Source organism: Sphingobium sp. B2 (assembly GCF_007693735.1).
Classification (GTDB): domain Bacteria; phylum Pseudomonadota; class Alphaproteobacteria; order Sphingomonadales; family Sphingomonadaceae; genus Sphingobium; species Sphingobium xenophagum.
In genome coordinates this window covers 200,392-219,011 of record NZ_VDBZ01000003.1, presented here as the reverse complement: position 1 = coordinate 219,011, position 18,620 = coordinate 200,392, and the positions used below count along the sequence as shown (strand labels likewise).

The 18,620-nt window shown below is 60.1% G+C and carries 16 protein-coding genes; 7 read left to right on the top strand and 9 right to left on the bottom strand.

The window, feature by feature from the left end; all coding sequences use genetic code 11:
- Nucleotides 1–204: 204 nt before the first annotated feature.
- Complete coding sequence (locus tag FE851_RS19365) at nucleotides 205–1,668, top strand: NAD-dependent succinate-semialdehyde dehydrogenase (RefSeq protein WP_145206150.1); 1,464 nt, start codon at nucleotides 205–207, stop codon at nucleotides 1,666–1,668.
- A gap of 73 nt (nucleotides 1,669–1,741) precedes the next feature.
- Nucleotides 1,742–2,584 carry an alpha/beta fold hydrolase gene (locus tag FE851_RS19360; RefSeq protein WP_145206147.1) on the top strand — a complete coding sequence of 281 codons (843 nt, stop codon included), beginning with the start codon at nucleotides 1,742–1,744 and terminating at the stop codon, nucleotides 2,582–2,584.
- An 83-nt stretch (nucleotides 2,585–2,667) separates the two neighbouring features.
- On the opposite strand, the gene FE851_RS19355 is transcribed toward FE851_RS19360, so the two are convergent.
- Both FE851_RS19355 and FE851_RS19350 read right to left on the bottom strand, forming a co-directional pair.
- Complete coding sequence (locus FE851_RS19355) at nucleotides 2,668–3,828, bottom strand: acyl-CoA dehydrogenase family protein (RefSeq protein WP_145206144.1); 1,161 nt, start codon at nucleotides 3,826–3,828, stop codon at nucleotides 2,668–2,670.
- 57 nt (nucleotides 3,829–3,885) lie between these two features.
- Nucleotides 3,886–4,959: an acyl-CoA dehydrogenase family protein gene (locus FE851_RS19350; protein ID WP_145206141.1), complete on the bottom strand. Its 1,074-nt coding sequence runs from the start codon at nucleotides 4,957–4,959 to the stop codon at nucleotides 3,886–3,888.
- A 447-nt stretch (nucleotides 4,960–5,406) separates the two neighbouring features.
- On the opposite strand from FE851_RS19350, the gene FE851_RS19345 reads away from it, so the two are divergent.
- Nucleotides 5,407–6,759 carry an MFS transporter gene (locus FE851_RS19345; protein WP_145206138.1) on the top strand — a complete coding sequence of 451 codons (1,353 nt, stop codon included), beginning with the start codon at nucleotides 5,407–5,409 and terminating at the stop codon, nucleotides 6,757–6,759.
- 39 nt (nucleotides 6,760–6,798) lie between these two features.
- Here FE851_RS19345 and FE851_RS19340 read toward each other — a convergent pair whose 3' ends face one another.
- Complete coding sequence (locus FE851_RS19340) at nucleotides 6,799–7,092, bottom strand: YciI family protein (RefSeq protein WP_145206135.1); 294 nt, start codon at nucleotides 7,090–7,092, stop codon at nucleotides 6,799–6,801.
- A 29-nt stretch (nucleotides 7,093–7,121) separates the two neighbouring features.
- Nucleotides 7,122–8,768: a thiamine pyrophosphate-binding protein gene (locus FE851_RS19335; protein ID WP_145206132.1), complete on the bottom strand. Its 1,647-nt coding sequence runs from the start codon at nucleotides 8,766–8,768 to the stop codon at nucleotides 7,122–7,124.
- Nucleotides 8,769–9,233: 465 nt separating this feature from the next.
- On the opposite strand from FE851_RS19335, the gene FE851_RS19330 reads away from it, so the two are divergent.
- Complete coding sequence (locus tag FE851_RS19330; RefSeq protein WP_145206130.1) at nucleotides 9,234–11,027, top strand: flavin-containing monooxygenase; 1,794 nt, start codon at nucleotides 9,234–9,236, stop codon at nucleotides 11,025–11,027.
- A 419-nt stretch (nucleotides 11,028–11,446) separates the two neighbouring features.
- On the opposite strand, the gene FE851_RS19325 is transcribed toward FE851_RS19330, so the two are convergent.
- The 5 genes from FE851_RS19325 to FE851_RS19305 all read right to left on the bottom strand — a co-directional run bounded on the left by FE851_RS19325 (nucleotide 11,447) and on the right by FE851_RS19305 (nucleotide 15,821).
- Nucleotides 11,447–12,469, bottom strand: a complete 1,023-nt coding sequence (locus FE851_RS19325; protein WP_145206127.1) for an FAD-binding oxidoreductase — start codon at nucleotides 12,467–12,469, stop codon at nucleotides 11,447–11,449.
- Nucleotides 12,466–13,437 (bottom strand): PdxA family protein, encoded by a 972-nt coding sequence (locus tag FE851_RS19320; protein WP_222422979.1) that lies wholly within the window; start codon nucleotides 13,435–13,437, stop codon nucleotides 12,466–12,468. Before FE851_RS19320 ends, FE851_RS19325 begins: the two co-directional genes overlap by 4 nt.
- Nucleotides 13,438–13,457: 20 nt before the next feature.
- Nucleotides 13,458–13,943: an aromatic-ring-hydroxylating dioxygenase subunit beta gene (locus FE851_RS19315; protein ID WP_145206121.1), complete on the bottom strand. Its 486-nt coding sequence runs from the start codon at nucleotides 13,941–13,943 to the stop codon at nucleotides 13,458–13,460.
- Nucleotides 13,940–15,187, bottom strand: coding sequence for an aromatic ring-hydroxylating dioxygenase subunit alpha (locus FE851_RS19310; RefSeq protein WP_145206118.1), 1,248 nt, complete (start codon nucleotides 15,185–15,187; stop codon nucleotides 13,940–13,942). Before FE851_RS19310 ends, FE851_RS19315 begins: the two co-directional genes overlap by 4 nt.
- Nucleotides 15,188–15,554: 367 nt before the next feature.
- Nucleotides 15,555–15,821 (bottom strand): hypothetical protein, encoded by a 267-nt coding sequence (locus tag FE851_RS19305; RefSeq protein WP_145206116.1) that lies wholly within the window; start codon nucleotides 15,819–15,821, stop codon nucleotides 15,555–15,557.
- Here FE851_RS19305 and FE851_RS19300 point away from each other — a divergent pair.
- Genes FE851_RS19300 through FE851_RS19290 form a run of 3 tightly spaced genes read left to right on the top strand, consistent with a single transcriptional unit; the run spans nucleotide 15,820 to nucleotide 18,252 of the window.
- Complete coding sequence (locus FE851_RS19300) at nucleotides 15,820–16,038, top strand: hypothetical protein (protein WP_145206113.1); 219 nt, start codon at nucleotides 15,820–15,822, stop codon at nucleotides 16,036–16,038. The genes FE851_RS19305 and FE851_RS19300 overlap by 2 nt on opposite strands.
- A gap of 13 nt (nucleotides 16,039–16,051) precedes the next feature.
- Entirely contained in the window at nucleotides 16,052–16,807 is a 756-nt protein-coding gene (locus FE851_RS19295; RefSeq protein ID WP_145206111.1) for an SDR family NAD(P)-dependent oxidoreductase, read from the top strand.
- Nucleotides 16,804–18,252 (top strand): NAD-dependent succinate-semialdehyde dehydrogenase, encoded by a 1,449-nt coding sequence (locus FE851_RS19290; RefSeq protein ID WP_186378950.1) that lies wholly within the window; start codon nucleotides 16,804–16,806, stop codon nucleotides 18,250–18,252. Before FE851_RS19295 ends, FE851_RS19290 begins: the two co-directional genes overlap by 4 nt.
- Nucleotides 18,253–18,620 lie beyond the last annotated feature (368 nt).

The window sequence follows — 18,620 nt, the reverse complement described above, 5'->3', positions numbered from 1 at the left end:
GAGACACTGACTTATCGCTCCGTCCTGCTCACCCAGATGTGGGTGCTCGGCGCCCGGGCGGAGGTCAGAGAGGCAGAGGCTTAAAGTGGTAAACGACGTCCGGGCACCGATCCATGTCTGGAGGATCGTCCTTTCTCAACGGTCCTTGTTCTCAAGGGCGACGTTGGTCGCTCAGACCTTTACGGCCCGGTGAGAAGTGAAATCATGCTGCAAATCGAAGACTCCTCGCTCCTGAAAAGCGCCTGCCTGATCGGGGGCGAATGGAAGGCCGCGCAATCGGGTCAGAGTTTTCCCGTGCTCAATCCATCGACAGGCGAGGAGGTGGGCAGCGTACCCAATCTCACGCGCGAGGAGGTGGGCGACGCGGTCAAGGCCGCCGCCGCCGCCTTTCCGGCTTGGCGTGCCCTGACGGCGAAGGATCGTTCCGAGCGCCTGCGCGATTGGTTCAACCTGATGATTGCCGCACAGGAGGATCTGGCGAGGATCATGACCGCCGAACAGGGCAAGCCGCTGGCCGAATCGCGCGGTGAGATCACTTACGCCGCTTCGTTTATCGAATGGTTCGCGGAAGAGGCGAAGCGCGCCTATGGCGATACCATTCCGTCGCCGCAGGCCGATGGACGAATATTGGTGTTGAAGGAACCGATCGGCGTAGTCGCGGCGATCACCCCGTGGAATTTTCCCGCCGGAATGATCACACGCAAGGCTGCGCCCGCGCTCGCCGCAGGCTGCACCATCGTCATTAAGCCTGCTGGGGAAACACCGCTTTCCGCCCTTGCACTGGCCGTGCTGGCAGAGCGCGCGGGCATCCCGGCGGGTGTCGTCAATGTCGTCACGGGCCGAGATTCCCGCGGTATCGGCCTGGAACTGACCACCAATCCGCTGGTTCGCAAGGTCAGCTTTACCGGATCGACACAGATCGGCAAGCAGCTGATGGCGCAGGCCGCCTCCACCGTAAAGAAGGTTGGTCTGGAACTGGGCGGCAACGCGCCCTTCATCGTGTTCGACGATGCGGATGTGGAGTCGGCGGTAGTCGGTGCCATGCAGTCGAAATATCGCAACGGCGGCCAGACCTGCGTGTGCACAAACCGTTTTCTGGTGCAATCGGGCATTTACGATGTATTCGCTCGGCGGCTGGGGGAGGAGATCGCCCGGCTGCGGGTCGGCGATGGCATGGAGCAGGGCGTTCAGATCGGCCCGTTGATTAACACCCGCGCGGCGCAGGATGTGAAGGCATTGATTGCCGACGCCACGGACAAAGGCGCACGCGTTCTTGTTGGCGAGGAAGGTGACGCGAGGGGCGGAGCCTTCGTTCAGCCGACGCTGATCGGTGGCGCCACGATGGACATGCGGCTGGGCCGGGAGGAAATCTTTGGTCCCGTCGCGGCTCTGTTCCGCTTCGATGATGAGCAGGAGGCGATCAGTATCGCCAACGATACCGAATTCGGACTGGCGGCCTATCTTTACACCAAGGACCTTAGCCGCATGTGGCGGGTCATGGAGGCGCTAGAATATGGCATCGTCGGCGTTAATCGCGGGCTTATCTCCACTGAGGTTGCGCCTTTCGGTGGTGTGAAGGAAAGTGGCATCGGCCGGGAAGGCTCGCGCTACGGTCTGGATGACTTTATCGAAATGAAATATGTCGCGATCGGCATTTCTGCCGCCTGACGTCTGATGCGACTGAACGCCATCAGCGGCGTTCACGCGACGACGAGTTTGCATCGAATAGGATCGCGCAGCCTTGATAGCCTTTGCCACCGGCCAATCCCATTTCGTTTCCGTTCGCGGGAGCAGGGTTCATTATCAGCGTTACAATGATGCCCAAGGCGGCAAGCCGGGGCTGCTGTTTGTCCATGGCATGTGGGCGCACTCGCACTGGTGGGACCATATCGCACCCTTCTTCATGGACCGTTACTCGGTCACGGCCATCGACCTGTCTGGACTGGGCGACAGCGACGCCCGCCCGGCCTATAGCGCGGATGGATTTGCCGATGACGTGATCGCAGTGCTGGAGGATACCGGCATGTCGGCCGCCACGGTGGTCGCGCACAGTTTCGGCGGCACGCCCAGCCTGATCGCCAGTGGTCGTCGGCCGGACTTGATCGCGCGGCTGGTCATAATCGACAGTCGCCTCAATATCCCGGACCTGCCGATGCCGTCCCCGGACGGGTCGGACCGGATGACATCCAAGCGGCTATATGAGGATCCGGCCGAAGCGATCGCGCGATACCGTCTCATTCCAGCGGGCGGGCCCGTCGCGCCGGACATATTGAGGCGCGTCGCGCAGTACGGCCTGCGACGGGAAGGGGACCATTGGGTCTGGAAATTCGATCTGGGAATCGATCCCCAGCTTTTCCATCGCTCATCCGGCATGATCCCGCCCGGTATCGAAACGCCTGTCGATTATATTTTCGGCGAAAACAGCCGGTCCGTATCGCGGGAAGCTGCGGCCGCCATCAGCGACTATCTGCCCTGTTGCGGACGCGCGATCGAGATACCTGGAGCGGGGCACCATATCCTGTTGGAGCAGCCGGACATTCTGGTTTCCGTCCTTCGCGCCCTGTTCGCGCGGTTCCCGGGATAAGACGCCGCGTCGGCCGATGGTTGCACGACCAATGTGATCGCTCGCCCGCTGTCGAGCGAGCGGCGGCAAAATGCTTCAGCGCATCAATCCAGTTCGCCCTTGCGATAGCCGAGCAGCTTGCGGGCAATTGCAAGCCGGTGGATTTCGCCTGGCCCTTCATAGATGTCGATGATCCGTGCATCCCGGAAATATTTCTCTGCCAGATAGTCCTCCGACAAGCCTTCTGGCCCCAGGATTTCCATGCAGCCCTGCGTGATCTGACGTGTTGCCTTACCGGCCATCGCCTTTGCCATGGCGACCTGGGTCTGAAAATCCTTCGAAGTCTGGCCCAACTGCTGCTCCAGCCATTTGCACTGCATGATGACACCCCATGTGGCTTCCCACAGTGCTTCCATGCGTATCAGCTTGTCATCCACGTTTCCTCGGGCAGAGCGGCCTGCGGCATAATCGACCTTTACGCCCGTTTTCGCCAACTTTTCTTGTGTGAAATCCAGAATGGACCGGCACATGCCCAAGCCGAGCGCGGACTGCACAGGCCGGTTGACATTCAGGCGTGTCTGAATGTTGACGAAACCGTTGCCCAGCACGTTCATCGCGGGGACGCGAACGTCCACCATCGAAAAACCGCCCAGATTTTGATAACGGGTGCCCAGTTTTCGCCACGGCTTACCCAGGGTGAAGCCGGGCGTGCCTTTCAGCAGAACGATGTTGTAGAATGGTCGCTTGCCATTCTCGTCCGGTTCCCCCTTGGCGACCACGACGACGCCGTCGCCCAGATCGATGTTGGAAATGAAGGTCTTTTCTCCATTGAGGATATATTCGTCCGTTTGGGGGTCATATTTGGCGTTGGTGATCATGGCCGAAGGGTCCGAACCCGCGACGGGTTCGCTAACGCCGAAGACCAGCCATAAATGGCCGTAGGCCTTCCGATGTTCTTCTGTCCCCAGTTCATTGACGATCCAGGTGCCAGAGGGCGAAGGCGCTGGGCGCGTGTTGAACTCTGGCGCGCCGACCGTCTGCATCAGGCATTCGGTGATGGCGAGACCGCTGATCGGTAATTCTTCTTGCGCCAGCTGCTTATAGGGGGCGATCGTGCCTGCAACGATTGGATGATCGCCATCCGTCAACGGTTGGCTTTCGGGTATCCGGTCGATCTCGCGCGCGATGGTCCTGGCGCGCAGACGTTCGGCACGCATCACCTCCATCAATTTCATGTCGCCTTCGGTAAGACTGAAATCGACCACGATATTCTCTCCTAACTTGGTGCGGCAGACGCCGGGAAATTGCGGTTGGGGTCCAGATCAGACGCCGGCAGCGCCTTCCAAGACGGACAGCGCGCGCGCGTTGCGATACCAGAGTTCGACAGGGTGCCCCTTGGTGAAGCCGTGACCGCCCAGCATCTGGAGGCCCAGGTCCGACGCGAAGACGATCTGCTGGCTGGCGTAGGTGTATGCGAGTTGCGCCTGCTGGGTGACAGGCTGTCTGGCTTCCAGCGCCCATGCGGCTTTCCACGTCATCCAGCGCATGGCTTCCACGTCCATGTGGATGTCGGCGATAGTGAAGGCGATAAACTGCTTCTTTGCCAGCGGGCCACCGTGCACCACCCGTTCCTTGGTGTACGGGATCACATAGTCACGGACGGCCCGGCAAAGTCCCGTCATGGTCGCGGACAGGCCGACCCGTGCGCTGTCGATGATCCGCTGCACGTCGGCCTCCCCGTTTTCGCCAAGCCGCATGGAAGCGGGCACTTCGACATTGTCGAAATTCACCTCACCCAGTTCGAGCGCGCGCAGGCCGATGGTCTGCTTTGTTTCACCGACCAAGACGCCCATTGCGTCGCGGGGCACGATCAACGCGACTTTCCCACCTTCGCTTTCTGCGATCACGAGAAAATGGCTGCAATGCCTTGCCAGCGGCACCATTGCCTTGCGCCCGGTCAGGACGTAATTGTCGCCCGACCGCGACGCCTTCGTCGCAAGGCGGGATACGTCGAAGCCGAAGCTGGGTTCCATCAACGCGATGGCCGCCGCGCGGAAATCGTCGTTCGCAAACTCTTCTAGTAACGCTTTCTGCGCTGCTGAACCCTGATCGGCGATTGCACCGACAAAGCCCAGAACGGAAGCGATCGCTATAGCCAGCGTAGCGTCAGCCGCGCCCAGTTCCTCGAGCACGATGGCGTTGGTGACGGGCGATCGGTCTTCTTCATCGACCTGCGCCTGGACAATTCCGGTGGACCATAATTTGGTGAGCAGCTCCGCATCGATGATGCCGCCGTCATCCAGCCGTCGCGTCTGCGGGAATAATTCCTGAAGCGCAAACTCGGACATAGTTGCCTGAACAATCTGTTGCTCTTGGGTCAGTTCATATGAAATCATCGAACGCACTCTTCCCGTAACGAACTAGCCGATGCGGCTGGTTTTGCCCTTCGATGATCCATTCCGCGTACAATCGTGCAGATCGCTCTGTGACGCTCATTCACTTCATCATCGACCTGCTATTGAAGACATGTGGGGGAGCGGAAGCCCCCACAGCGAGCCTGTTGCGAGCCAGTCCGCTGTTGTGGGCGAGGGTCCACAAGGGGTACGGATCGCGCAGACACGCACAGCGATCAGTGACAATGATGACCCAAGGACACGGAATTCCTCCATGCAGGGGAAAATCATCGCAGTTGTCTTCAAGTCTGGAAGCGAGAGGTTGAGCCAGTCTTCACCCATTTGGAATCGTTACCACAGGGTGGGGTTTCGTCACCGCAATCGGTCGTAGGACCGACCCTTATCGGCCGAGCGGGAAATAGCTACATTCTAGGGAAGTCTGAACGGATCATGATCTTGCACGATGAAGCCGACATCGCCAACGCCTCCCGTTCCGCACGCAGTGACGTGAGCGCCGCGCAGGCATGGTATGCCTTGTTCATCTTCATCCTGCTCTACAGCATTTCCTATGTCGACAGACTCATTCTCTCGTTGCTTGCCCCGGCCATAGGTACGCAGCTTGCGATATCCGACACGGAAATGGGAATACTGCTTGGTCTGGGTTTCGGGGTCATTTATGCCCTGATCGGTCTGCCCCTGGCCCATATTATTGATCGTCATCGCCGTATACCGCTGGTCGTGGCCGGAGTGTCCTTATGGAGCATATGCACGGTGGCGTCGGGCTTTGCCCCAGATTTTATGTGGCTTATGATCCTGCGGGCGGGCGTGGCGATTGGCGAGGCGGTGCTGTCTCCTGCCGCCATTTCCCTGATCGCAGACCTGTTTCCGCGGGAAAAGAGGACGCTGCCGACGGCACTTTACACAGGGGCCGGGGCGGTCATGTATTCCGGGTCTTACATTGCGGGAGGGGCAGCGGTGCAACTGGCGACAGCCCTTTCCGGTCCGCTCGACATGATGTCTTGGCGCCTTACGATCATCATCGTCGGCATACCTGGCCTGCTGCTTGCCCCGCTGCTGTATTTTACGGTACGCGAGCCGGCCCGAACGGGCAACGTGCGTGACGATCAATATGCCACCGCCGCGCAGGCGGCCGCCTATCTGAGCAGGGAACGTGCGCTTTACGGCTTCCTCTTGCTGGCCAACGCAGCCGTTGGCATGGGAAATTTCGCCGTAGCAGCATGGACGCCCACGCTATTGATGCGGGGCCATGGCATGAACGCGGCGCAGGTGGGTTATTCCTTTGGCGCCATCGGCCTGATTTCCAGCGTCATCGGCGTCGCGACATGGCCGACGGTGGTGAAATTCTGGACCTCCCATGGCCGTCGTGATGCGCTCGTCACGGTGTTCGGCACGACGCTGACCGCCTCATGGCTGTGCTTCGTCACGGTGGGCTTGACGCGATCGTCGACCATATTGTTGATGGCCGTGGGGCTCGGCATGTTCTTTTCCGCGGCCATGGGCGTTCTGGTGCCGCTGCTGATCCAGTTGGTGACGCCCAGCCGCATGCGCGCGCGGATCATGGCCCTTTATCTGGCGTCGGCAAATCTGGTCGGTTTGGCATTCGGCCCGTCCATGGCAGCGTTCATGGCCGAACATTTCTATAGTGGTCGATTTGCCATCGGCCATGGTCTGGCGACGCTGGTACTGGCCGCAGGGCCGGTGGCGACCTTGTCGATCTGGACGATACGGGGTCCGTATCGCCGTGCATTGGACCGGGCGGAGCTGATTGATGCGCCTCGATAAGCGGAGAGAGTATCCAACCTCTCCCCGCCTGCAATCCAGTCAGCGCTTCAACAATGTTCCCAGATGGGTCCGGAACCGTCGCGTTTCTACGGTTTCGAAAAGACCGATCTTGGCGAAGGGGTCGGCGTCGACGAACGCCTTTGCGCCCGCCATATCGTCCGCCTCCACCATGTAGAGCGAACCGACGACATTATTCTCTTCGTCAAGCAACGGCCCAACGAGAAGTATCTTGTTGGCCTTCCCTTCGATGTAGTCTAGATGTTGTGCGCGGGCCTCGGCGCGATGCTGCGCTTTATCCTTGCCGTCGACGCAGGTGACAATGAAACTCGGCATTGATCGCCCTTTCTATCTTATATCCTGTTTCAGGCAGTCTTTGGCAGAACGGCTTTTAGCGATGTCTTGACCAGCGCCACGATCGGGCCGGGTGCTAGCAGAGCCGTCGCTAGTTTCTCCAGATCCGCGACTTCATTCACCGCAACCAGCGGCGCGCCGAAGGATGCTGCCCATTGCGCCAGATCGGGATTGGCAAGGTCGGTGCCTGACACGCGGCCTGGATGGTCCCTTTCCTGGTGGATGCGGATCGACCCATAGGAGTTATTTTCCGAAATAACGATCTTGATCGGAAGGCCACGGGCCAGCCCGACCGCCATTTCATTGCCAGACATCATCACGCCGCCGTCCCCGACCATGCAGATAATGGTGCGGTCCGGATGGCGCATCGATGCTGCGACGGCTGCCGGAACCCCAAAGCCCATGGCGCCCGAAATGGGCGCGATCAGGCGCTGCCCAAGCCGCCAGCGGACCTTGCGGTAAAATGGCGCAGCGAATGTGCCCGCGTCCAGCGTGACGATGGCGTCGGCGGGCGCGACCTGCTCGATCAGGTTGGCAACGCGGACGAAATCCAACCCGTCGGGATAATCTTGCGGGTTGGAGCCGCTGTCGGTGACATGCAGGTCGCGCAGACGGCTGGCCCATGCGGACAGCGTTGGATTGGCCGCGCGCTCATGAGCGTTCACGGCCTCTATCAGCGGCACGGCCGCTGCGGTCGTCGCCAGGGCCGCCGGGAACTGCCAGCCCAGGAAGCGCGGGTCGGCGCAGCTGTGAACAAGGGTTTGTTGCGCCGTGGGCCAGCTATAGCCCTGCGTCGTGATGTCCGACAGCCGCGTGCCGATGGCCAGGATGAGGTCGGCCTCGCTGAACGCCTGCCGCTGCGCCTCGGGGTTCTTGAGGCCCAGATCGCCCACATAGAGGGGATGATCATTGGGAAAGATATCCTGACGGCGGAACGATACCGCGACGGGCAGGGCCCAGTCCTCAGCAAAACGCAGCAGCGCCTCACGCCCGCCCGGAACGTCGAATTCGCGGCCAGCTAGCAGGATGGGTTGCTTCGACCCATTGATCAGCGCGGCGATCCGGCCCGCTTCTTCGGCGGCGACGCCCGCTATGGCGTTGCTGTGCCATGGCGGGATGGGGGCCCGACACGGCGCCGCCAACACATCTTCCGGCGCACTGAGGATCACCGGGCCAGGCACGCCGCTGGTCGCCATCGTCCAGGCGCGAGCTGCCAATTCGGGCGCTTCGTCGGGATGCTTGATTTCGCCGACCCATTTGGCGATTCCGCCAAACATGGATTTATAGTCTATTTCCTGAAAGGCGTTGCGCCTCAGGTCGCGCCCCTCGACCTGACCAATGATCAGGATCATCGGCACTGCGTCCTGTTCCGCCGTATGCACGGCGATCGACGCGTTGCAGGCGCCCGGCCCGCGGGAAACCAGCGCGATGCCGGGACGGCCGGTCAGACGCGCGTCAGCGACAGCCATGAAACCCGCTCCGCCTTCATGACGGCAGGTGACTAGATCGAATTTCGGCTCTTCGTGAATGGCGTCCAGCAGCGCGATATAGGATTCGCCCGGAACGCAGAATGCGCGGTCGGCGCCTCGCTGGATCAGCGTTTCCAAAAGGCGTTGCGCGGCGGTGGGAAGGGAGGGCGTTTGTGAATCGTCGTTCATGGATCTTCCTGGTTCAATGGCTTCGGAAAGTAACCGGCTATCGTGATCGCCGACCGGAGTTGCTTGTCTGTCGTCTTTTCGTCTTGCTTTGAGCCGATTGCAGCCTGCTAACCCTTCCCGCCAAAATCGACAGATGGGCAGCCATTGGGCAATGATCTTCTCTGCCCCTGCAATGATGTGAAAGGTGAGCCGAGCGGCTGGCCTTCCAACAGGCCGGCGACCTGGTCCACGGCACCAATTTGGTCACGCGCGTACTGAACATCTGATCTCTCCACTCGACCGCTGCGCCGGGGAAGCCGGTCGGCTGCTTTGACATCTGTGCCGGCGATTTCCTCAGATGGCCGGCCACGTTAGAGGTTTTTACTGGCCTAACGGTCAGACATCACGATAGGACCGACCCGACAGGCAGTCGGCCATTGACGAGGACGAGCCTTCGGGTTTGCCGGCGGCGCGCTAGGAGTTTCGATGACAGATGGATCTGCCGAAATGGCAAACGGTAAAATCGATGTGGAGGCGCTCGAACGGAAATATCGGGAAGAGCGGGAAAAGCGTATACGGACCGACGGCCGTGAACAATATCGCGTCATCGACGCGCAGCATTCCACTGCGTTCCTGGATGATCCCTTCGCTCCGGAGATGCCAGCGCGGGCGGCACGCAATATCAATGTCGAGGTTTTGCTGGTGGGAGGGGGCTTTGGCGGCCTCCTGAGCGCGGTACGTTTGCAGCAAGCAGGGATAGACGATATCGCGATCATCGATCGCGCCAGCGATTTTGGCGGCACTTGGTACTGGAACCGCTACCCTGGTGTGCATTGCGATATCGAATCCTACATCTACGTTCCCCTGTTGGAAGAATTGGGAAGCGTACCAAGCAAGAAATATGCGCCGGGCGGGGAAATCCTCAACTATGCGCAGATGATCGGCCGCAAATACGGCTTGTACGACAAGGCGATCTTCCAGACCACGGTCAACGGTATGGTCTGGAACGACGAAGCCGCGCGATGGACAGTCACGACTGACCGTGGCGACACAATCCACGCACATTTTGTCTGCATCTCGCCCGGACCATTCCCTTGGCCAAAGCTGCCGGGGATCGAGGGTATCGAGACCTTCAAGGGCAAGGCGTTCCACACCTGCCGCTGGGATTATGAATATACGGGCGGAGAGCCGGGTAGTCTCGAGCTCGATCGGTTGCACGACAAGACGGTGGGCGTCATCGGCACCGGCGCGACCGGTTTGCAGTGCATCCCCCCGCTGGGCCGCAGCGCAAAGCACCTCTATGTCTTTCAGCGGACCCCCTCTACTGTAGGCGTCCGCGACAACCGACCGACCGATCCCGCCTTTCTGGCTAGCCTGAAGCCGGGATGGCAGCGGGAGAGGATGGACAATTTCAATGCGACCATCTCTGGCCAGTCGGTCGACACCGACATGGTGAACGATTGCTGGAGCCGGGCGCTGTCAGTGCTTAACGGCCTGTCGGGTGACGAACCTGAAACGATCGAAAAGCGCAAGCTGGCCGATTTCCGTACACTAGATAGCATTCGCGCGCGCATCGAAGAAGTCGTCGACGATCCCGATACAGCAGAGGCGTTGAAGCCTTGGTACAATCTGATGTGCAAGCGGCCTGGCTTCCATGACGAATATCTGCCGACATTCAACCGTTCGAACGTGACGCTGGTCGATACGCAAGGCAATGGCATCGACCGGATTACCGAAAATGGCGTCGTCGCCAACGGGAAGGAATATCCCATAGACTGCCTGGTCTATGCGACTGGCTTTGAATTCATGAGCCAGATCGATCATCGGATGGGCTTCGACATTGTCGGCCGGGGCGGGCGTAAATTGTCCGATCTGTGGCGGGGTGGTTACTCTTCGCTATTTGGCCTGCATATGCGCGATTTCCCCAATTGCTTCATTCTGGGCAATGCGCAGCAGGCAATCACGCCGAACTTCACCTATCTGCACATGGAACTGAGCCGTCACATCGCGTTCCTCGTAGAAAAGGCGCGTGAACTGGGCATTCGGACGATGGAATCAAAAGCCGAGGCGGAAGAGGAATGGGTGGCAAAGGTCATGTCCTTCGGACCGATGCGGCAACGACTGCAAAAGGATTGCACGCCGAGCTACATCAACAATGAAGGACAGGTCACGGAACTGGACATTCGCAACGGATTCTATCTGGGCGGCGCGACCGCATATAACAAGACTCTGGCCGACTGGCGCGCCGATGGGTCGATGCCTGGGCTGGACATCAGTTAACGAGGCCGCGGTCGGGCATAGGGGGAGGAGATATTGCCGTCCGGTGGCGAGCCCTCGACCTGGACGACCGCGTATGCGCATAAGAAGATATGGTCGGCCGGGCCAGTCTATGTCACCGGTCCGCCCAAAGCGTTCCCGGGATGATGGTCGTCACTTAACTGTGATGCCCGAATGCCAACGTCATGCCGACTGGATAGTGACCCGGCTGCAGACGTTGGCATCGCTTTGATGGGGTTGCCCACCTGTTTGGACGCGAGATATGCCGCGACGTAAATCAATACTATGTGGCTATGGACCATGGCCGGCCCTATGCGTCGCTCGGTTGCGGAAGCCGAGACTATATGTGGCTCAAGCGGATCGTTCCGGCCCGGTCAGTCATGAAAGAGAGTTGAGGCGGGAGCACCCGCCCCTCAATGTCATCAGGCGGCCGGCTGAGCAGCTATCTCCGCCTGTCCGGAAAAGACAAAGGCGTCGGAGTGGAAATTCTCTGCCGACAGCGACCGTTGTTCGACCAGCAGGGCGCGAGCCTGTTCGATCATTATCGGGTTGCCGCATGCATAAACGCTGTACCCGGACAGATCGTCGTAGCGGCCCGTCACTGCGTTTTGTACAAAGCCGCGTTCACCTGTCCAGCCCGTGCCGGGGTTGGCGAGAACCGGAGTAAAGTCGAACCAGGAGAGCCTCCTCGCCCATGACGTCACGAGTTCGAGCTCGTAAATGTCGGCTTCCCGCTCGCCGCCCCAGAAGAGATGGACCGGCCGGGATATCTTCCGGTCGATCAATTCCTGAATCATTGACTTGAGTGGAGCGAAACCCGTGCCGGTTGCCAGCATGATCGCGGGGACGGAATGATCGTCGCTCCATGTGAACAGACCGAAGGGCAGCGCAATATTTAGCACGTCCCCCGGCCGCAATTTCTTGAGCACAGTGTCCGAAAACATCCCGCCTGGAATATGCCGGACATGCAATTCCACAATGTCGTTGAGGCGGGGAGGATTGGCGATGGAATAGTTTCGGCTTTCACCGCCCTCCATCGCGACGGAGATATATTGTCCGGCAGCAAAGGGTACGCGGCGGCCGATGGGCAGGCGCAGATGCAGGATTGCAACATTGTCGGACCGCTGGTCCATCTTGTGCACTGTGACATTGATACTGACGCGCGCTGGCTGACGGCGTTCCTCGATCCATGGCGGCGCGATTTCGACTGGGCCATCCGGGATCGCCATACAGCAGAGGATTTCCTCGCCGGCATGCTTGGGCGAACCGAACGGCGCGATCTTGACCTTGCCTTGGGTCAGGTTGCTACGACAGGTAACGCACACGCCCTTCCGGCAGGAGTAGGCCATCGTGTATCCGGCGCGTTCGGCGGCGTCGAGAATGCGCTCATCTGGTTCGCAGGGGAAGCTGATGTCCGAATTGGCGATGGAAACGAGCGATGTCATACGGCGGTCACCTTTTCCTGCGGCGCGATGGCGCTCGCAATAAGTTTCAAAGTCGAAATGAGGGGGGTGGGGCTGGCTACCCCCTTGCCCGCTATGTCCGGCGCGCTGCCGTGCCCGACGCTGGCGAACAACGACCCGGCCCCGATTGACAGGGCGGCGCTGCTGCGCCCCGCCAGCAATTTGATGGGAATATGCCCCTGATCGTGGAACATCGCCAGATAGACGTCGCATTTCCTTTCTGACAACAGCAGGTCGCTGCCAGCGGGAGGGGCTACCTTGATCCCCTTTGCCTTCAGCGTCTCGGCAGCCGTGAAGGTTATGCGTGCGTCATCGTCGCCAAACAGGCCGCCTTCCCCGGCATGGGGGTTGATTCCGAAAATGCCCAATCTGGGGTGTTCGATGCCCAGTCCACGCACGGCCTCATGGGCGGCCAGACCGGCAGCGACGACCAGATCGCTGTCAATCCTGGCGAGCGCGCCCGCCAGCCTTTCGTGCAGCGTGACATGCACGATCCGCAAGCCCGCGCCGACTAGCATCAGGAACACCGCGTCAGGAGAAATTCCGGCAATCCGGGCGATTAGCGAAGGATAGCCGGTGAATGGAATTCCCGCAGCGTTGACCGCCGTTTCATTATGAGGGCAGGCGACGATAGCCTTGCCTAATCCTGCCCTTGCCGTCGCGAAGGCGGTTTCAACATAGGCGATGGTCGCGCGGCCCGACGCTGGGCCGCATTGCCCCGGCGTAAAGTCCGCCGGGGCAATGCTCTTGGATGGCACAAGATCGATGACGCCCGGCGTATAAGGAGGCAAAGCACCGGGCGTTACGATCCGTCGTGGCGCATCCTCGCCATAGTGCGCGATGACATGTTCGTCGCCGATGAGCAGTAGCCTCGGCAGGCCCGGCTCACTCGAAAGGGCCGCTTTCACCGCTATTTCGGGACCGATTCCGTTCGGATCGCCGATGGGCATCAGGATATCCTGCATCGCGGTTACAGCGGCAGCGCGAGAAGCGTGTCGATCCGGCTGCTGTCGCAAACCACCTTGCGCTCCTGCAGTAAAATGCTGTCCTGCGTCACCACATAGCAGTCGAGGTAGCGGCCGGTCGCGAATAGCGACGTTTCACCCGTTCGCATGACCCTGGCGACCATGAAAGGCGTTTCGGCATATACCAGATCCCCGTCACGGCGGGCGATCAGTGGTTGCCCCATGACATGCCGATAGCTATGGCGTTCATAGATATTCGCTTCTTTGAGCGCTGCGATCCTGTCCTTTAGCATGCCCTTGCTGTCCGCGTACATCAGTCCGGCCATCATGCCGTTCTGATGGTTTTCCGCCGTGGTGACGATGTAGAAGCAATCTTCGGCGAAACAGTCCGCCCAGCCCTCGCCGCCATTGTCGTCGAGGCTGCGGGCATAGACAGCCTGAGCATGCACGATCCGTTCGCGCAGTATTTCGCAAGCCGCCACCTGTCTCATAGGCCGGTCTCCCGACGATAGGCTTTCCAGAAGCCTCTGATCGCAGCCTCCGTTACCCGGCTTTCGCTCGAATCCGCTGTCAGACCGCCCATTTCGATGACGGAGCTATGATCCGAAGCACCTGCTATCCCGCGCTGGACAAAGCCGCCTACGCAGCCGTCCTCCATGGATACATAGCCCGCGGGGCCGACCAGATTGCCCTGCTTCAATCGCGCCCTCAACAGTTCCGGGCTGTCGTCTTCGAAACCGATATAGGTCCAGTTTAGGTCGGTGCGATCGGTCCCACGCGGCAAAATCTGGCGGATGGCGATGGCGTTCTGGATCTGCTGCAACACGAAGCCGGGGAAGATGGACAGGATTTGCAGGGTCACACCGTCGCCGAACTCGTCCGATCCGTTGAGCAGGGACGGGTCGTTTAGTCCGAATTCACTTTGCGACCGGATATTTTGCTCGACATAGTCCGCCTCGCTGGCCAGCGCGGGGTCTATGGCGGAGTAGCTGACATGGTTGCCGCCATCCTCGCTAACGATGATCTCCCCCTTCTGGGAAAGCCGATTGATCTCGAACGTTGTGAAGAACAGATGAAGAATTGAAGCGTGGTAGCTGTCCTTCACATTTTCGAAGTACAGTTTCCAATTGTTGGGCAGATCCTGGGTGAAGCGGCCGATCACCTTCGGCTTTTTCTCACCCAGAACACGTTCGATGCACGACAATACTTGCGTGCCGATATAATCTTCGATGGAAGGGACATCGTTGGCAAAAGAGCCGAAAATCAGGCCGTGGACGATGGCGATCCGCATCTTGCGCGGGCCGCGCCCTGTCATGCAGAATGACGGGTCCATACCGCCTTTGCCGTTGATCCCGTCTTTGAAAGCAACGCCGGTCAGGTCGCCCTGAAGATTATGCGTCCAGGCATGATAGACGCAGGTGAAATCCTTCGTCTTGCCTCGACTTTCGAGTGCCAGCAGCGCGCCCCGGTGGGCGCAGCGGTTTTCGAAGGCGTAGACGAAACCGTCTTCCGCGCGTACGACGATGACCGGGGTGTCGCCCGCGTGGGTGGACACATAATCCCCCGGCTCCGGAACCTCGACTTCCAGACAGAGATAGTTCCACGACCTTCCCTGAAAAATCGTGGCCTGTTCATGAGCGTAGACCTCTTCGCTCTGAAACAGGGAATAGGGAGCCTGCGAGAATCCTTGCCGATCCGCAAAGGGGGAGGTCATGGCTGCACCGGTAGAAACCATCAATTCACCTTGGCTTGAATTTGAACGGTCTGCTCGGCGTTCCGGGATATCCGTTTCGTAATGATCGATTATCCAGGTTCTGTCGGCAGAACTCAGCAGCTAGGACATATAATGAGGGCAAATCCCCCATTGCGCCCGATCAAGAAGTCGGCGCGCGTTCCGGCCAAGAAAATCGCCGGTCTTCGATTAGCGGGTTGGGCGTATCGATCGGTCAGACGTTTGCGTGGCGGCCTTCGGTACCGTCTGCAACCAGTCCGGCGATGACGCGATCGTCGGCCAGAACATCATTCAGGGCCGTCTCGTGGAGCTTTGGACGGCCATTGCGGGATTCGCGTTTTCCCAAGGGTGGTCGAGATTGGGCATGGGTTCAGGCGCACAAGTTCCCCAGCAGGTCCGGGGCCGCAATCATCCGTCTTGGATGAGGGAGGATATTGCGCCGATCATCGACGTCGACGGCTATACCGAGGTCTTCCTGGCTCAGCTCTGCAAGGATCATGAGGGAATTCGGGATGCAGCCGGGATCATCCGGTTTAGCATCTGCAACGCCTATGGGTTCGCGGGTCATGAAGATGTGCAGACCATAAGCGCTGATCAGCGCCAATCTGGCGCGAACGGCCTTGACGGCCAGGCACATGGGCATCGTCGCGGAATACGAAGGAGCAGCGATGGGCGCCACCCGCCATGCCTATGTCGGAAAATGCTTTTCCGCGCTGTTCCCGCTCATAGGAGAGGTGGAGGATGAAATGCTGGGTTGCGTTACGGGAAGCCGCACTTCCACCAAGTGCCTCAGTTGTCAGCTGACCATGCCCGATCGGGACATCATGGCCAAAATCCCTGCAAATCAAATCTAGGTTGGAAGAAGATATGAGCAGTCAGAGCAGAGTGGCGATCGTAACGGGCGGGGCGAGCGGCATCGGCTTCGCCTTTTCCCAGGGCCTCGCGAAGGAAGGCTACGCCGTTGTCATCGCGGATATTCGAGGCGGCGAGGAAGCGGCTGCACGGCTAAGGGAAACCAGCGCTGACGCCATCGGCGTTTCCGTCGACGTGACGAGTGCGGCGGATACTAAAGCCATGGCGAGGGCGGCGTTGGACCGTTTCGGCCGTATCGACGTCCTGATCAACAATGCCGGGTTGTTCACCACTCTCGCGCTGAAGGACTTCGAACAGATCGAACCTGCTGAATGGATGAAAGTGATGGAGGTTAACACCCTTGGGCCTTTCCTTTGCGCCAAGGCGGTGATGCCTAGCTATCGCGAGGCGGGCGGTGGTCGTATCATCAATGTGGCATCGACCTCGCCTATCAAGGGTACGCCCAATATGCAGCATTATACGGCCAGCAAGGGTGCGGTGATCGCGTTCACCCGCTCGCTTGCGCGAGAGCTGGGGTCCACGAATGTGACCGTCAACGCGATTGCTCCGGGCTTCACCCTGAGCGAGGGCGTGCTGGCGAGCGGGATGGAAAATGTTATGGGCGACGCTGCCCGGCGCACCAGTCGATGCATCCAACGCGACCAGCTGCCCCAGGATCTGGTCGGTGCCGCCTTGTTTCTGGCAAGCGAAGGCGCTTCTTTCATCACGGGCCAAACCCTCGCGGTCGATGGTGGCGGGGTGTTCCTGTGAGCGAGGTCAAGCCCTATGCCGACCTGGCTCTGTATATCGACGGGGTTTTCATCGGCGCCGAGGCGCGCGATGGGAACGAGGTCATCAACCCTGCCGACGGCAGCGTGCTGGGCCGTTTGCCGCACGCCCGGACAGAGGATATGGACAAGGCCATAGCGTCGGCCAGTCGCGCGTTCGAGACATGGCGATGGATCTCTCCGCTCGAACGTGGCAAGATATTGCGGCGGGTCGCGGAGCTTATCCGCGAACGCGCGCAGGATATTGCCCGCGATCTTACGCTCGATCAGGGCAAGCCGCTGGCGGAGGCCTATGCCGAAGTGTTCAACGCGGCCGAACATGCCGAATGGCATGCCGAAGAATGTAGACGGATTTACGGAAGGGTGATCCCTCCGCGCGATCGCAATGTGCGCCAGACCGTCATTCGTCAGCCAGTCGGCGTCTGCGCGGCATTCACGCCGTGGAATTTTCCGTTCAATCAGGCGTTGCGAAAGATTTCGGCAGCCTTGGGATCGGGCTGCACCGTCATCCTCAAGCCCGCCCATGATGCGCCCAGCGCCGTCGTCGCGCTGGTCCGCCTGTTCGACGAGGCAGGGCTGCCACCCGGCTGCCTCAATCTCGTCTGGGGACCATCGAACAGTATTTCGCGCTACTTGATCGAAACCCCCGCAGTGCGCAAGATTTCATTCACCGGATCTGTTCCCATCGGCAAGCAACTCGGCGCGCTGGCGGGCGAGCATATGAAGCGGGTGACGATGGAACTGGGCGGTCATGCACCGGTGCTCGTATTCGCCGACGCCGATATCGATCGCACTGCCGCCTATCTGAGCGTCCTCAAGGCGCGCAACGCGGGTCAGGTGTGCATGGCGCCGAGCCGCTTCTTCGTCCATGCCGATGTCGCGCGCGAATTTACCGAAAAATTCATCGCCGCCAATGAGAAGCTGGTCGTCGGCGACGGCCTCGATCCGAAAACCACCATGGGGCCGTTGACCAACCGTCGGCGGGTTGAGGCGATGGAAGACCTGGTCAGCGACGCCGTCGCCGTGGGCAGCATCCTCGCCTCGGGCGGCGTTTCGCATGATGGGGCGGGACATTTCTTCCCGCCCACCGTCCTGACCGACGTGCCGCTGTCGGCTAAGATCATGAACGAGGAACCGTTTGGCCCGGTCGTTCCGATCACCACGTTCCAGACAACCGACGAGGCGCTGACGCTGGCGAACGCGCTGCCGTTCGGGTTGGCTTCCTACGTGTTCACGCGGTCGCTGGAGATCAATCACCGCGCCACCTACGGGATTGAAGCGGGCATGGTGAGTGTCAATCACTTCGGCATCGCGCTCCCGGAAACGCCGCTCGGCGGTGTCAAGGATAGCGGGGTCGGCAGTGAAGGCGGGACTGAGACATTCGATGCCTATACAACCGTGAAGTTCATCTCCGAACTGACCGCCTGACGGTCGGTTCGGCATGGGTAGGCCCCCAGGCCCGCCCGCGAAACAGAGCAGCTTAACGGAATTCGACGCTAGCGCTGCCCGGACGCCCAAGGCCAGCCGCGGGCGTTCACCCAATCCACTCAAAGTGACGGATGCCTTAACGCTTACTATCGCTGCTGAGCAGACTGCTTCACTGGCTGGATTTGTCTCCTTGCCGGTTCCGCCGGGTCACCTGCACCCCGCCGGTCGCGAACAGCTGCTTGGGAACAGTGAAATCGCAAGAGCTTCATCGGCTGCGGGCGCTGCATCTTACGCCGCGCGCTCTCCGCACGCACCGCTCATCGCTGTACCGAAGAATCTGGTCCTCAAGGCCAGGTATCATCGAGGGT

Excerpts from the sequence above, each read along its gene's own strand:
- FE851_RS19365 (WP_145206150.1), top strand. The coding sequence starts at position 205 with ATGCTGCAAATCGAAGACTCCTCGCTCCTGAAAAGCGCCTGCCTGATC.
- FE851_RS19350 (WP_145206141.1), bottom strand. The coding sequence starts at position 4,959 with ATGATTTCATATGAACTGACCCAAGAGCAACAGATTGTTCAGGCAACT.
- FE851_RS19345 (WP_145206138.1), top strand. The coding sequence starts at position 5,407 with ATGATCTTGCACGATGAAGCCGACATCGCCAACGCCTCCCGTTCCGCA.
- FE851_RS19340 (WP_145206135.1), bottom strand. The coding sequence starts at position 7,092 with ATGCCGAGTTTCATTGTCACCTGCGTCGACGGCAAGGATAAAGCGCAG.
- FE851_RS19335 (WP_145206132.1), bottom strand. The coding sequence starts at position 8,768 with ATGAACGACGATTCACAAACGCCCTCCCTTCCCACCGCCGCGCAACGC.
- FE851_RS19330 (WP_145206130.1), top strand. The coding sequence starts at position 9,234 with ATGACAGATGGATCTGCCGAAATGGCAAACGGTAAAATCGATGTGGAG.
- FE851_RS19325 (WP_145206127.1), bottom strand. The coding sequence starts at position 12,469 with ATGACATCGCTCGTTTCCATCGCCAATTCGGACATCAGCTTCCCCTGC.
- FE851_RS19320 (WP_222422979.1), bottom strand. The coding sequence starts at position 13,437 with ATGCCCATCGGCGATCCGAACGGAATCGGTCCCGAAATAGCGGTGAAA.
- FE851_RS19315 (WP_145206121.1), bottom strand. The coding sequence starts at position 13,943 with ATGAGACAGGTGGCGGCTTGCGAAATACTGCGCGAACGGATCGTGCAT.
- FE851_RS19310 (WP_145206118.1), bottom strand. The coding sequence starts at position 15,187 with ATGGTTTCTACCGGTGCAGCCATGACCTCCCCCTTTGCGGATCGGCAA.
- FE851_RS19300 (WP_145206113.1), top strand. The coding sequence starts at position 15,820 with ATGGGCATCGTCGCGGAATACGAAGGAGCAGCGATGGGCGCCACCCGC.
- FE851_RS19305 (WP_145206116.1), bottom strand. The coding sequence starts at position 15,821 with ATGTGCCTGGCCGTCAAGGCCGTTCGCGCCAGATTGGCGCTGATCAGC.
- FE851_RS19295 (WP_145206111.1), top strand. The coding sequence starts at position 16,052 with ATGAGCAGTCAGAGCAGAGTGGCGATCGTAACGGGCGGGGCGAGCGGC.